Below are 13,844 nucleotides of genomic sequence, written 5' to 3' on the forward strand. Positions count from 1 at the left end.
CGCTGTGCAAAAGATCAAAGTACTGTGCGTCGACGATTCGGCGCTGATCCGCAGCCTGATGACGGAAATCATCAACGGCCAGCCGGACATGACTGTCGTGGCGACCGCACCTGACCCGCTGGTCGCGCGCGATCTCATCAAGCAGCACAACCCGGACGTGCTGACGCTCGACGTCGAAATGCCGCGCATGGACGGTCTCGACTTCCTCGAGAAGCTGATGCGTCTGCGGCCGATGCCGGTCGTGATGGTGTCGTCGCTGACCGAGCGTGGCAATGAAATCACGCTGCGCGCGCTGGAACTGGGCGCAGTCGACTTCGTCACCAAGCCGAAGGTCGGCATTCGCGACGGCATGCTCGACTACTCGGAAAAGCTCGCCGACAAGATTCGCGCCGCGGCCCGCGCACGCGTGCGCCAGGCCGCGCCTGTGCAGCACGCAGCCACGCATGCGGCGCATGCGCCCGCCGCCGCCGCGCCGCTCTTTAACAATCCGCTGCTCAGTACCGAGAAGCTGATTATTGTCGGCGCGTCGACGGGCGGCACCGAAGCGATCCGCGAAGTGCTGGTTCCGCTGCCGCCGGATGCGCCTGCCGTGCTGATCGCGCAGCATATGCCGCCGGGTTTCACAAAATCTTTTGCACAACGCCTTAATGGTTTGTGCCGGATTACCGTTAAAGAGGCAGAGCACGGCGAACGCGTGCTGCCGGGACATGCGTATATCGCGCCCGGCCACGCTCACCTGTTGCTGGCTCGCAGCGGCGCGAACTATATTGCGCACCTGTCGGACGAGCCGCCGGTGAACCGGCACCGTCCGTCGGTTGATGTGCTGTTCCGTTCGGCCGCGCAGCATGCAGGCAAGAATGCGGTAGGCGTGATCCTGACCGGAATGGGGCGCGATGGCGCCGCCGGACTACTGGACATGAAAAAAGCGGGGGCGTATACCCTTGCACAGGACGAAGCGAGCTGTATCGTATTCGGCATGCCGCGCGAAGCCATTGCGCTCGGCGCCGCGGACGAAATTGCTTCGCTGCCGGAAATGAGCCGACGTGTGATGGCGCGTCTGTCGTCAATGGGCGACCGCGTACAGCGGGTATGATGCGCGGGCCTGACGGCGAGCGCCAGGCATGGGCTGGAGTAAGTAACTCCGGTCAATACGCATCGGAATGAACTGGCGGTCATGCGCCGCATCATGGATCAAGCAAAGGGAATGAAATGGATAAGGGAATGAAGATTCTGGTGGTTGACGACTTTCCGACGATGCGCCGGATTGTTCGCAACCTGCTCAAGGAGCTCGGCTACTCGAACGTCGACGAAGCGGAAGACGGTCAGGCCGGCCTCGCGCGTTTGCGCAGCGGTGCGTATGACTTCGTGATTTCCGACTGGAACATGCCGAACCTCGACGGTCTGGCCATGCTCAAGGAAATCCGCGCCGACGCCCACCTGACGCATCTGCCGGTGCTGATGGTGACGGCCGAGTCGAAGAAGGAAAACATCATCGCGGCGGCTCAGGCCGGCGCGAGCGGTTATGTCGTCAAGCCGTTCACGGCCGCGACGCTCGACGAGAAGCTCAACAAGATTCTCGAGAAGATGGCGAAAGCCGGGAGCTGATGTGACTCTGCCGACCAACGCGCAAGGTGCCGAAGCGGCGGCCGAGAGCGGCGACCTCGCGTCTGACCGCATCCTCGCCCGTATCGGACAACTGACGCGCACGCTGCGTGACTCGATGCGTGAGCTCGGGATCGACAAGCATGTCGAGCGTGCGGCTGAAGCCGTGCCCGATGCTCGCGACCGTCTCAAGTACATCGCGAACATGACCGAGCAGGCCGCCGAGCGCGTGCTGTCATCGATCGACGTCGCCAAGCCGATCCAGGAACAACTGCAGAAAGACGCCGGCGAACTCGACGCGCGCTGGGAGCAGTGGTATGCGGCGCCGATCGAGCGCGAGGAAGTGCGCGCGCTGATGAACGACACGCGCACCTTTCTGCGCGGCGTGCCCGAGGCGACCACCGCGACCAATTCGCAGCTGATGGAGATCATGCTGGCGCAGGACTTCCAGGATCTGACCGGACAGGTCATCAAGAAGATCACGGATGTCGTGTACCTGATCGAGCAGCAGCTGCTCGGCGTGCTAGTCGAGAACATCGCGCTCGAGCGGCGCGAGCAGTTCGCAGCGAACGCGGCGGCGCTGGCGGCCGAGCCGTCGTCCACCGGTAGCCCCGAACATCTGCTGAACGGTCCGCAGATCAATCCGGAAGGCAAGACGGATGTGGTGCAGGACCAGTCGCAGGTCGACGATCTGCTGGCGAGCCTCGGCTTCTGACCTGCCGGCGCGCCCTCACGGGTGCGAGGCAGGATCGGCGGATCGCCGCAACGGCATAGATGGCAGCCCACGCTCCGGCGTGCGCCTGCTGTCTGCCGACACAAACCACAGGCATACTACGGACTCAAGCAGCGGCATGGCATTCCGGTGAGAGACAGTCACCGGTCGGTGGCACCGTGAGGCATCCCTCCAGAGTGCGACCGCAGCGGTGCCGTATGATCTGCATACATGCGGCCGGTTCGCACGAGGTGCGAGCCGAGCAGCAGCAGCTCGGGAGGAGCCTTGTCATGTGGAGTCGCGTACGCCGCGCCGGGTTCGTTATGGCGCTTGCATTACCCTGTTCGTTGTCAGCCGTGCAGTCCGCGTATGCGGGCTTGGGCGGCACCCCGATGACACCCCCTACGGATGCGTCGGTTTCTTCCCGCACCGTGCAGCCCGGTACCAGTTCGGCAACGGCGGCTCAAAGCGTGATGCGTTCTGCATCAAACGCTGCTTCTTCCACCTCGGCTTCGGCGTCCTACACCGTGCGTGAAACCACGCTCGGCAACGGCACGGTGGTGCGCGAATACCTCGCCGCGGACGGTTCGGTCTTCGGCATCGCGTGGCATGGTCCGCAAATGCCGGATCTGAACGATCTGCTCGGCAGCTATTTCCCGCAGTACGTCGCCGGTGTAAAGGCCGTGCGCGCGGCGCGCGGAGGCGCTCGTGGCCCCGTTGCGGTCGATCAGAGCAACCTCGTGGTCCGCTCCGGCGGCCACATGGGCGGGTTCAACGGTCAGGCCTGGTTGCCGCCGGCGTTGCCGGCCGGCGTCAGCGGTTCCGACATCCAGTAAGGGCGAGGACGAACGATGCGAACCATGCAAAGTGCTGTGAAGCTCAGGGGCTGGGTGCTGGCCGTCGTGGCCGTGGCGTTGGTGTCGGTGATTGCCGCCTGCGGTGGCGGTGGTGGCGGCGACAGCTCCAGTTCCAGCAACAATTCGTCGACCACGCTGAACGGCGGCTCGCTGCCGGCCAGCCCGACCCAGCAACCGATCGCCGCGACGGCGGCGAACACCGTGGCGATTACGGTCGGGCGGGGTGTGAATGGTGTCATCAATATTCCGACGGTTAGCGTGACCGTATGCCCGCCGGGTACGACATCCAACTGTCAGACCATCAACAACATCCAGGTCGATACGGGTTCGTTCGGGCTGCGTCTGGTCAGCTCGGTGCTGAATAGTTCGTTGCTCAATGGTGGGTTGCCGATCAGTACCCTCGCCAGCGGCGCGCAACTCGCCGAGTGCGCGACTTTCGCCGACGGCTTCACATGGGGCACCGTGCGCACCGCGACCATACAGATCGGCGGCGAAACGACGGCCTCGCCCATCCCGATACAGATCATTGGTGATTCGGCGGCCGGCGCAGCGCCCAGCGGCTGCGGCAGCGGTTCGGCGGAAAACACGGCCACCGATCTCGGCGCCAACGGCATTCTCGGCATCGGCACGGCGCCCACCGATTGTGGCGCAACCTGTTCGACTCCGTCGACGGCCACCAACTACAGCAATTATTTCACGTGTGGCACCTCCTGCGCCCGTGCGACGGTGCCGCTCAGCCAGCAAGTCGCCAATCCGGTCGCCAAGTTCACGGCCGACAATAACGGCGTGATCGTGCAGATGCCTCCGGTGTCGAATACCGGTGCTGCGTCGGCCACCGGCACGCTGGTGTTCGGGATCGGCACGCAGTCGAACAATGCGCTGGCGGCTACGCAGACTTTCACGACCGATGCCTTCGGCAACATGAACAATAGCGTCTTTAACGGCACGACCGTGCAGGCGTTCTTCGATTCGGGGTCGAACGCGTACTTCTTCGGTGACAGCTCGCTCGCGCAGTGCGGCAGTAATTTCGCCGGGTTCTATTGCCCGTCGTCCGCGCAAACCCGGTCGATCACGCTGGGCGGCCTGAGCAGCACGAGAGCGAGCGCCAGCATCGGCATCCTGAGCGCGTCGACGCTGTTCAGCAACACCAGCAACTATGCGTTCAACGATCTGGCCGGGCAGATTGGCGGCAACAGCAGCTTCGATCTCGGTTTGCCGTTCTTTTATGGCCGCTACATGTACTACGGCTTCGCGACCAGCACTCAGGCGCCTTACGTCGGCTTCTAAGGCGCATGTCGTACGCATAAGAACCGGCTGGACACCCGCGCGAAACGCCGCGGGTGTCCGCTAACCGCAGTCGCAACTGCATCCGCAGCCGGCGCTGCTTGCCGGCTGTTCCATCCCTCGAAATACCCCCCTTTCTCCGCCCTTATCCGCCGATCGTCGCTTGCGTCGAGCGGGAATAATCGCTCTCACTGGAAAGAGGCGCCGTGCCTCAGCCGACTGGAGAGCGTTTGTGGCAGAGGATAGCGACCTCGAAAAAACCGAATCAGCCACTCCCCGGCGCCTGCAGAAGGCGCGCGAGGAAGGGCAGATCGTGCGTTCGCGGGAGCTGTCGACGTTTGCGCTGCTGGCAGCGGGATTCTTCGGCGTTTGGGGCATGTCCGACAGCATCGGGGAGCATTTGCAGGGCATGCTGCGAGCTTCCTTTACCTTCGACCACGCCACCGTGTTCGAAACCCGCCGCATGCTGATCGGCGCGGGCGCCGCGGGCCGCGAGGGCCTGTATGCGCTGCTGCCGGTTCTGGCCTTCACCGGTGCTGCCGCCTTGCTCGCGCCGATGGCGCTGGGCGGCTGGCAGTTGTCTTCGAAAGGCCTCGAGCCCAAGTTCAACCGGCTCAACCCGATCGAAGGGCTCGGCAAAATATTCTCGATCAACGGACCGGTTCAGCTCGGCCTGTCGCTCGCGAAGACGCTGGTGGTGGGCTGCATCGGCGGCTCGGCGATCTGGAATCGCCGCGAGGAAATTCTCGCGCTGGCAACCCAGCCGCTGCATCTCGCGCTCGCCAACACCGTGCATCTGATCGCAGTGTGCTGCGGCATGACGGTCGCGGGCATGTTCGTCGTGGCCGCATTGGATGTGCCGTATCAGCTCTGGCAATTCCACAAGAAATTGCGCATGACGAAGGAAGAAGTGAAGCGCGAACACCGCGAAAGCGAAGGCGATCCGCACGTCAAAGGCCGGATTCGCCAGCAACAGCGCGCCATTGCCCGTCGCCGCATGATGACCCAGGTGCCCAAGGCCGACGTGGTGGTGACCAACCCGACGCACTTCGCCGTCGCGCTGCAGTACACCGACGGCGAGATGCGCGCGCCGAAGGTGGTCGCCAAGGGCGTGAACCTGGTGGCCGCGCGGATCCGCGAAATCGCCGCCGAAAACAACGTGCCGCTGCTGGAAGCGCCGCCGCTCGCACGTGCGCTGTATCACAACGTCGAACTGAACCGTGAGATTCCCGGCCCGCTGTATGGCGCGGTCGCCGAGGTGCTTGCGTGGGTGTATCAGTTGCGGCGTTTCAACACCGAAGGCGGCGTCGCGCCGGTCGCACCGACCGAGTTCGACGTGCCGGCGGACCTCGACAAGGGCGGCGTGCCGGACGATGAAGCCGAGCAGGAAGCCGCCGACGTACTTAACCCAGATAACGACGACGCTTCAGGAGCCTCCGCATGAACGCTCGCGCCGGATTCCTGTCCCGACGGCCGGATGCCTTGAGCGGCACCAATTTGCGCGCCCTCGCCGGGCCGGTGCTGATCTGCATGATCCTCGGCATGATGATTCTGCCGTTGCCGCCGTTTCTGCTGGATCTGCTGTTCACCTTCAATATCGCGCTTTCCGTGATGGTGCTGCTCGTCAGCATGTACACGATGAAGCCGCTCGACTTCGCCGCTTTCCCAAGCGTGCTGCTGTTCTCGACCTTGCTGCGCCTGTCGCTGAACGTAGCCTCCACCCGCGTCGTGCTGCTCGAAGGCCATACCGGCCCGGACGCGGCGGGCCAGGTGATCGAGTCGTTCGGCCACTTCCTCGTGGGCGGCAACTTCGCGGTCGGTATCGTCGTCTTCGTCATTTTGATGGTCATCAACTTCATGGTGATCACCAAGGGCGCGGGGCGGATCGCGGAAGTGTCCGCGCGCTTCACGCTCGATGCGATGCCCGGCAAGCAGATGGCCATCGACGCCGACTTGAACGCCGGCCTCATTAACGAAGATCAAGCCCGCAAGCGCCGTCTGGAAGTCTCCCAGGAAGCCGAATTCTACGGTTCGATGGACGGCGCCAGCAAGTTTGTGCGCGGCGATGCGATTGCCGGCCTGCTGATTATGGTGATCAACATCGTCGGCGGCCTGATCGTCGGGATGGTGCAGCACGGCATGGACTTCGCGTCGGCAGGCAAGACCTACACGTTGCTGACGATCGGTGACGGCCTTGTCGCACAGATCCCGTCGCTGGTGATTTCGACCGCGGCCGGTGTGATCGTCTCGCGCGTCGCGACCAACGAAGACATCGGCACGCAACTGACTGGGCAGCTTTTCACGAACCCGCGCGTACTGGTGATCACGGGCTGCATTCTGGTGTTGATGGGCCTGATTCCGGGCATGCCGCACTTCGCGTTTCTGGTTCTCGGCGGTGGCCTGATCCAGCTCGGCCGCACGATGAAAAAGCGCAGCGAAGCGCGCAAGAACACCGCAACGCTGGTCGATGTCGCACCGGCTACACTCGCGCCGGTCGAGAATACCGAAGCCAGTTGGGACGACGTGACGATGATCGACACGCTCGGTCTCGAAGTCGGCTACCGGCTGATTCCGCTCGTCGACAAGAACTCGGACGGCGAACTGCTCAAACGGATCAAGAGCATTCGCAAGAAGTTCGCGCAGGAGATCGGCTTCCTGCCGCCGGTGATCCATATTCGCGACAACCTCGAATTGCGGCCGAACGGCTACCGGATTGCGCTGAAGGGCGTCGAGGTGGGCGTCGGCGAAGCGTATCCGGGGCAGTGGCTGGCGATTAACCCGGGGCAGGTGTCCGCCGCGCTGCCGGGCACGCCGACGCAGGACCCGGCGTTCGGTCTGCCGGCCATCTGGATCGATACGAATCTGCGCGAACAGGCGCAGGTGTACGGCTACACGGTGGTCGATTCGAGCACGGTGGTGGCCACGCACCTGAATCACCTGGTGGTCACGCATGCGTCCGAACTGCTCGGTCGCCGCGAAGTGCAGGCGTTGCTGGAGCGGATGCAGAAGGACACGCCGTCGCTCGTCGACGATCTGGTACCGAAGTCGCTGCCGCTCACCACGCTGCAAAAGGTGCTGCAAAACCTGCTGGAAGAAGGCGTGCCGATCCGCGACCTGCGCACGATTCTCGAAGCCCTGTCCGAACACACGCCGAAGGTCACCGACGCGCACGATCTCACCGCCGCCGTGCGCCTCGCGCTGGGCCGTGCGATTACGCAGCAGTGGTTCCCGGGTGTAGGCGACATGCAGGTGATGGGCCTCGACTCGAACCTGGAGCGGGTGTTGTCGCAGGCGCTCTCCACGGGCGCCAATCCGGGCCTCGAACCGGGTCTCGCGCATACGCTGCTGAACGAAACGCAGAAGGCGATGACGCGTCAGCAGAACCTCGGGCTCTCGCCGGTGCTGCTGGTGCAGCATGCGCTACGGCCGATGCTCGCGCGCTTCCTGCGCCGCAGCCTGCCGCAGTTGAAGGTGCTGTCTTATGCCGAAGTGCCGGATACGCGCAATATCAAGGTGGTGAATCTGATCGGGGCGCATGGCTAAACCCCGTGCGGCTAAGCCTGCCAGGTAGCCGCAGCCGTTCCAGACCGATGGTTTCCGCCGGCGCTCCTCGAGCGCCGGTTTTCATTTCCGCGCCTAACTTTTCGCCCCGCAGGCGACCGGCGGAGGTCATGCTGTGTCGGCGAAAGCGCCGCCGTACACCGCCGGAGAGCCTGTTTCAAACCGCCGCGCGTGTGAATTGAGGTGCGTTTCCATCGCCCGAATTGCCCGCCTTTAACGGTCTTTATCCATCGATCGTCACTCGACGGGTTTCGCAATAATGATCTCAATGGGAAGCGGTATGTTGCCAATCCGTTAGTCAGTAAGTCCGTATACCTCATCGGGGGTCCAGCTTGAACATTCGTAAATTTGTCGGTGCTACCAGTCGCGATGCTCTGCGTCTCGTGCGCGAAGCCTTGGGCCCGGATGCCGTCGTTTTGTCCAACCGCACGATGGAAGACGGCAGCGTCGAGATCGTCGCCCTGGCCGATAGCGACCTCGCCGCCATTACGCCGAAAGCGCCGCGCGGTAGCGCAGGCGCACCGCTGGCCACGCCGATGAATGCCATGGCCGGACAACAGCCCGCGCTCGCCGCACCGCGCGCCAATCCGATGATGCAAGCGAATCCGTATGCGAGCGGCATGCCCGATGTGTTCTCGTCGGTGTTCGGCGCAAGCCCGGAAGCGGGCGCTGAGAATGTGACGCCGAACGTCGTTAGCACCGTCGGCACTGCTTCAGGGGCAACTGCGAAGTCCGCCACCGTCCCCGCCGCGCCGAAGGCCTCGCTGCCGAACGCGCCCAAAGCGGCGCTGGCCGCACCCGCTGCCGCGTCGCTGCCGCAAGCGGTCAACACCGAGCAACCGAGCGCCCGCGCCGCTGCAACGCGTCTCAGCGAAGACATCCGCGCCGATCTGCTCAAAGCCGCCGAAGCGCAAGCGCCGCGCACGATGGCCGAATCGAACCCCTGGCTGATCGACCACGCTCGCCGCATCGCCGCCGAACAGCAACCGCAAGGCGCGTACAGCGCGCGCCCCGCCGCGATGACACCCGCTGCTGCCATGGCCAAGGGCCTCGGCGCCGCAGTGGAAGCCGGCCAACAGGCCTCGAAACCCGCCGCGCAGCAAGTCACCGATACGCCCGAATGGGCGCGTGAAGGCGCCCAACTCGCCGCGCGCCGCGCCGCTCAGAAAGTGGCCGCATCGATGCCTGCCACCGACGACGCCCGCTCGCCCGCTTCGGTCGCCGAAGCGATCAAGACGCGCATGGAGCAGGTCGTCAACGACACCGTGATGAGCGAGCTGTCGTCGATGCGCGGGATGATGGAAGAACACTTCGCCGGCCTCCTGTGGGGCGATCGTCAGCGCCGCAGCCCGGCGCGCGCCGCGCTCACCAAGCACCTGTTCGCCGCCGGTTTCTCCGCGCAGCTCGTGCAGATGATGGTCGACAACCTGCCCGACGACGTCGACAACATGGAAGGTGGCATGGAGTGGGTACGTTCGGTGCTCGAATCGAACCTGCCGGTGATGGAAGACGAAGACGCGCTGATGGAGCGCGGCGGCGTGTTCGCGCTGATGGGCCCGACGGGCGTCGGCAAGACCACGACCACCGCCAAGCTCGCCGCGCGCTGCGTGATGCGCTTCGGCGCCAGCAAGGTGGCGCTCCTCACCACCGACAGCTACCGGATCGGCGGCCACGAACAACTGCGCATCTTCGGCAAGATTCTCGGTGTCTCGGTTCACGCGGTGAAAGACGGCGGTGATCTGCAACTCGCGCTCTCCGAATTGCGCAACAAGCACATCGTGCTGATCGACACGATCGGCATGAGCCAGCGCGACCGCCTGGTCTCCGACCAGATCGCGATGCTGTGCCGCGCCGGTCAGCCGGTGCAGCGTCTCCTGCTGCTCAACGCGACGAGCCACGGCGATACGCTGAACGAAGTCGTGCAGGCCTATCAGCGCGCACCGGATCAACAGCCGCTCGCCGGCTGCATCCTGACCAAGCTCGACGAAGCCACCAATCTGGGCGGCGTGCTCGATACGGTGATCCGCTACAAGCTGCCGGTGCACTACGTGTCGACCGGTCAGAAGGTGCCGGAAAACCTGTACGTCGCAACGAAGAAATTCCTGATCAAGAGTACGTTCTGCATCCCGCGCGACAACTCCCCATTCGTGCCGCACGACGACGACATTCCGGCGTTGCTGTCCGCGCTGTCGGCGCGTTCGACGGCCGAACTGCACGAGGTTCGCTTTGGATAAGTTCATGTCGGATCAGGCAGAAGGACTGCGGCGGTTGTTGGCCCGTAGCGGCTCGCGCGTGATTGCGGTGACGGGCGGCTCGGCCAACGTCGGCTGTACGACGACGGTAGTGAACCTCGCCGCGGCGCTCGCGCAGCAAGGCAAGGACGTGCTGGTGATCGACGAGTGCCTCGGCGAGAAATCGGTGAGCGCGATGCTCGGCGGCGTGCGCGGGGCAGGCAATTTTGCGGCGGTGATGCGCGGCGAGATGACGCTCGACGATGCCGCCGCGCGCCACGCGCTGGGCTTCTCCGTGCTGGCCGCCTCGCGCAACAACCGCGAAGGCCGCACGGCCGCGCAATTCGACGTGTTGCTGCGCGGTTCCGCCGACATCGTGCTGATCGATGCGCAACTCGACGAACACGGCCACCTGTCGCCGCTCGCGATGCAGGCGCACGACCTGATGATCGTAACAAGGGTGGCCGCGCAAGCGATCACCGAGGCGTACGCGTGCATGAAGCGTCTGCATTACGCGCACGCCACCGCGCAGTTTCGCGTGCTGGTGAACCACGTGCAGAGCGTGGAAGACGCGCACACCGCCTTTGTTAACCTGGCCGGCGTGGCGGGACGCTACCTGACGGTGGCGCTGGAAGACGCCGGTTGCATAGCCGCCGATGTGCGGATGGCGCGAGCCCTGGAGTTGTCGCGGTGTGTCGTCGATGCGTTCCCATCGACACCGGCCGCGCGCGACTTCCGGCACCTTGCCGCCGAATTGCAGTACTGGCCGATGCGGCCAGCGATGTCGTCGCAAGCGCCGTGGATGGCGCCTGCGACAGTTACAGCGGCGCAACACGCCGACCAACCGTCTGCGCAGCACGCCTGAGAGGCGGCACAAGGACAAGGGGAGCACGATGTATAACGCTCAGGGAAAGATTTCCCAAGCCGAAGTTCTGACGAAGTACGCGCCTCTCGTGCGTCGCCTCGGCTTGCAGCTCGTTGCCAAGATGCCGGCAAGCGTCGATCTCGACGACCTGATCCAGGCCGGCATGATCGGACTGCTGGACGCGGCGAGCCGCTACAAGGAAGACCAGGGCGCGCAGTTCGAGACTTACGCCAGCCAGCGGATTCGCGGCGCGATGCTCGACGAGTTGCGCAGCAACGACTGGTTGCCGCGCAGCTTGCGGCGCACGTCGCGCGAAGTCGAATCTGCCGTTCACAAGGTCGAACAGAATCTGGGCCGCTCGGCGAGCGAAACGGAGATCGCCGAGCATCTGCAAATGCCGCTCGACGAGTACCAGTCGATGCTCCAGGATCTGCACGGCAGCCAGCTGATCTATTACGAAGACTTCGACCGCTCCGCGGACGACGAACCGTTTCTCGACCGTTACTGTGTCGATCATTCGGACCCGCTGTCGGCGCTGCTGGACGACAGCCTGCGCTCGGCGCTGGTCGAGGCGATCGACCGCCTGCCGGAACGCGAGAAGCTGCTGATGTCGCTGTACTACGAGCGCGGTATGAACCTGCGCGAAATCGGCGCGGTGATGGAAGTCAGCGAATCGCGGGTGTGCCAGTTGCACAGCCAGGCGGTGGCGCGCTTGCGCACGCGCCTGCGCGAAATGGCCTGGGCGAACGCCGAGGCGACTTGAGCTGAGATGGATGGCTGGCCGGCGGTGCGCACAACGTCCGCCTGGTCTTTTCTCCTGTTACGCGTCTGCCATCTCATGCTCCGCGGCCAGCGCGAGAAACGCTGAACGCGACATGCCACGCGCCTGGGCGTAGGTGTCAATATCCTGGACCAGTGCCTCAGGCAGTGAGATGTTGATACGCACCGCCTTCTTCAACGCCGGAATATTCCGCGTTGTCACGAAACCCCACGTGAAACCTGAGTAGTCCGGATTACGCCGATGCTCGTCCAGCGTCAGCCGTTCGGGAATCGGCAACCCTTCGTCGAGCAGCGTATCCAGATGCGCCTCGATCGCCTCCTTCGCGTTCGCGTAGGCTTCTTCCAGCGAATCTCCCGCCGAATGACAACCCGGAATATCGGGAACGACCACGCCGAACGCTTGATGCGTGTCACCGGGTTCGATCGCGATCGGGAAAATCAGGTTCTTCATTTCAGGCCTGCCTGTTTCAAGATGCTGTTCAGTGTGCCGGGCGGAAGATCTTTCTTCGGATGCGGGATGGTCACGAGACCGGCTTTTACCGCGTGCCGGAAATGGTGGTGGCTGCCCGATATGCGGATCAGCCGCCAACCATCGGCTTGAATTACTTTGACGACCTCGGCACTGTTCATACTGCACTCCTCGAACTATACACACGATTACACAACCTCGCTAGTGGGTAACGTTCCGCCTGGTTCGTCGAAGGCAGCCTTGAAAGCTGCGCGTGACGGCGGATGGGCCCAGTGGGGGAAGCCGTGATTTCAACGTGGCGGAGGATTTCGCGCTACCTGGCCGGATGGCTAACGCGCGTTGGAGGCGGGCTTGGGCGCCCTGTGCGGGAAGGGGAAAACAAAAAGGGCTCGTCAAAGACGAGCCCTTTTGCTCAAAGCAATCTACTCAAGTGCGTCGGCGCGGGAAACGCGCCGCTCCAACGAAATTTTCAGGCCGCGGGACGCGCGGGAATCCGGCCGTCCGGTCCGTAGAAACCGACCTTCTGCGGCACGGCCACCTGCAGCGCCGTCAGTGCGCGCTGGTTGTAGTCCATCCGCACGCGGATCAGTTCACCGTTACTCGTATTGAAGCGTCGCGCCCGCTCGGCGGCCTTTTGCAGCAGCGCCCATTGGTCGGCGAGCCGCGCATCCGCGCTGGCCGCGAGCTCCATGCCGGGCCAGCCGGCCGGAAGGCCCATTTCCGCAAGCAGCGTGTCACGGGTGGTCTCGAGCCTGGCGAGCAGGCCGATCAGTTCGGTTTTCTTCTCGACGATCGGCGGCAGTAGTTCCAGCGGCGACAAGGCAGTCAGCGCCTTGGTCTCGAGCGTCAGAATCGAGGCAAACGCCTCGACAGCCGAATATTCTTCGATGAGGGTGGCAAGCAGGGCGTCTTTCATCTCAACAACTCGCTGAACACGACGGCTCGCGCATGATTCACGAGCCGGGTTTGTCGAATGCCGCCCGGCAATTCACCGTACTTCGATGCGTCGATTAGTTGCCGGTCGACGAGGTTTTGCTTTGCAACAGTTCGCGCGCGGTATTCAGCACGCCGTCGGCGATCTTGCTGGAATCGATCTTCAGCGAGCCGTCCTTGATGGCTGCCTTGATCGACTCGACGTGCGCCGTGTCGATATCGGCCGAGCCGGACGCCGCGAGGCTGCGCAGATGCTGCGACAGACCCGACAGGCTGACGCTGGCGTCGCCCGAACCGCTGGTAGTGGGCTGCGAGGTCGTGCCCGCAGTCTGTGCGTTGCCGTTCGCGGTCGTCGCGTCGCTTTGCTGCGAGCGCGACAGGGCGTCTTTCAACGTCGGCAGATTCGAATTGGTTGTGGAATCGACTTTCACGATGGGCTTCCTGAACGATTTGATCTTGATAACGGCAAGCGCTGATCAAAACTTTAGCGCAATCGCTCCAGGTTTTGCCTCGTCTTTCAAGTCGATCCGGCCCCACGACGGGTTCGACA

14 protein-coding genes are annotated in these 13,844 nt (G+C 63.8%); 10 read left to right on the forward strand and 4 right to left on the reverse strand.

The genetic code is table 11. From position 1 onward, the window contains the following. Positions 1–4: 4 nt before the first annotated feature. The 10 genes from BM438_RS27735 to BM438_RS27780 all read left to right on the forward strand — a co-directional run bounded on the left by BM438_RS27735 (position 5) and on the right by BM438_RS27780 (position 11,875). Positions 5–1,093 (forward strand): protein-glutamate methylesterase/protein-glutamine glutaminase, encoded by a 1,089-nt coding sequence (locus BM438_RS27735; protein WP_167378470.1) that lies wholly within the window; start codon positions 5–7, stop codon positions 1,091–1,093. Between the two features lie 116 nt (positions 1,094–1,209). Further along, positions 1,210–1,605, forward strand: coding sequence for a chemotaxis response regulator CheY (gene cheY, locus BM438_RS27740; RefSeq protein WP_093640812.1), 396 nt, complete (start codon positions 1,210–1,212; stop codon positions 1,603–1,605). A gap of 1 nt (position 1,606) precedes the next feature. Next, positions 1,607–2,317, forward strand: a complete 711-nt coding sequence (gene cheZ / locus BM438_RS27745; RefSeq protein WP_054038491.1) for a protein phosphatase CheZ — start codon at positions 1,607–1,609, stop codon at positions 2,315–2,317. 287 nt (positions 2,318–2,604) lie between these two features. Next, positions 2,605–3,150 carry a DUF2844 domain-containing protein gene (locus BM438_RS27750; RefSeq protein ID WP_093640815.1) on the forward strand — a complete coding sequence of 182 codons (546 nt, stop codon included), beginning with the start codon at positions 2,605–2,607 and terminating at the stop codon, positions 3,148–3,150. 15 nt (positions 3,151–3,165) lie between these two features. After that, positions 3,166–4,458, forward strand: a complete 1,293-nt coding sequence (locus tag BM438_RS27755; protein ID WP_093640818.1) for a DUF3443 domain-containing protein — start codon at positions 3,166–3,168, stop codon at positions 4,456–4,458. A 229-nt stretch (positions 4,459–4,687) separates the two neighbouring features. Next, a complete protein-coding gene (gene flhB, locus BM438_RS27760; protein WP_093640820.1) occupies positions 4,688–5,899 on the forward strand; it encodes a flagellar biosynthesis protein FlhB in 1,212 nt (403 codons plus the stop codon). After that, positions 5,896–7,998, forward strand: coding sequence for a flagellar biosynthesis protein FlhA (gene flhA / locus BM438_RS27765; protein WP_093640823.1), 2,103 nt, complete (start codon positions 5,896–5,898; stop codon positions 7,996–7,998). The genes flhB and flhA overlap by 4 nt, the downstream gene beginning before the upstream one ends. A gap of 350 nt (positions 7,999–8,348) precedes the next feature. After that, complete coding sequence (gene flhF / locus BM438_RS27770; protein WP_093640826.1) at positions 8,349–10,250, forward strand: flagellar biosynthesis GTPase FlhF; 1,902 nt, start codon at positions 8,349–8,351, stop codon at positions 10,248–10,250. Continuing rightward, on the forward strand, positions 10,243–11,112 hold the full coding sequence (locus BM438_RS27775; protein ID WP_093640829.1) for a nucleotide-binding protein: 870 nt from the start codon (positions 10,243–10,245) through the stop codon (positions 11,110–11,112). The genes flhF and BM438_RS27775 overlap by 8 nt, the downstream gene beginning before the upstream one ends. A gap of 28 nt (positions 11,113–11,140) precedes the next feature. Next, on the forward strand, positions 11,141–11,875 hold the full coding sequence (locus BM438_RS27780) for an RNA polymerase sigma factor FliA (RefSeq protein WP_054038479.1): 735 nt from the start codon (positions 11,141–11,143) through the stop codon (positions 11,873–11,875). A gap of 57 nt (positions 11,876–11,932) precedes the next feature. Here the strand turns inward: BM438_RS27780 and BM438_RS27785 are convergent, their stop codons facing one another. The 4 genes from BM438_RS27785 to flgM all read right to left on the reverse strand — a co-directional run bounded on the left by BM438_RS27785 (position 11,933) and on the right by flgM (position 13,725). Further along, on the reverse strand, positions 11,933–12,343 hold the full coding sequence (locus tag BM438_RS27785; protein WP_093640832.1) for a type II toxin-antitoxin system HicB family antitoxin: 411 nt from the start codon (positions 12,341–12,343) through the stop codon (positions 11,933–11,935). Continuing rightward, on the reverse strand, positions 12,340–12,522 hold the full coding sequence (locus tag BM438_RS27790; protein WP_028198502.1) for a type II toxin-antitoxin system HicA family toxin: 183 nt from the start codon (positions 12,520–12,522) through the stop codon (positions 12,340–12,342). The genes BM438_RS27785 and BM438_RS27790 overlap by 4 nt, the downstream gene beginning before the upstream one ends. 308 nt (positions 12,523–12,830) lie before the next feature. Further along, positions 12,831–13,277 carry a flagella synthesis protein FlgN gene (locus BM438_RS27795; RefSeq protein WP_093640835.1) on the reverse strand — a complete coding sequence of 149 codons (447 nt, stop codon included), beginning with the start codon at positions 13,275–13,277 and terminating at the stop codon, positions 12,831–12,833. A gap of 94 nt (positions 13,278–13,371) precedes the next feature. Continuing rightward, entirely contained in the window at positions 13,372–13,725 is a 354-nt protein-coding gene (flgM, locus tag BM438_RS27800; RefSeq protein WP_093640838.1) for a flagellar biosynthesis anti-sigma factor FlgM, read from the reverse strand. Positions 13,726–13,844: the final 119 nt, after the last annotated feature.

The sequence above is a fragment of the Paraburkholderia aspalathi genome, from assembly GCF_900116445.1.
GTDB lineage: Bacteria > Pseudomonadota > Gammaproteobacteria > Burkholderiales > Burkholderiaceae > Paraburkholderia > Paraburkholderia aspalathi.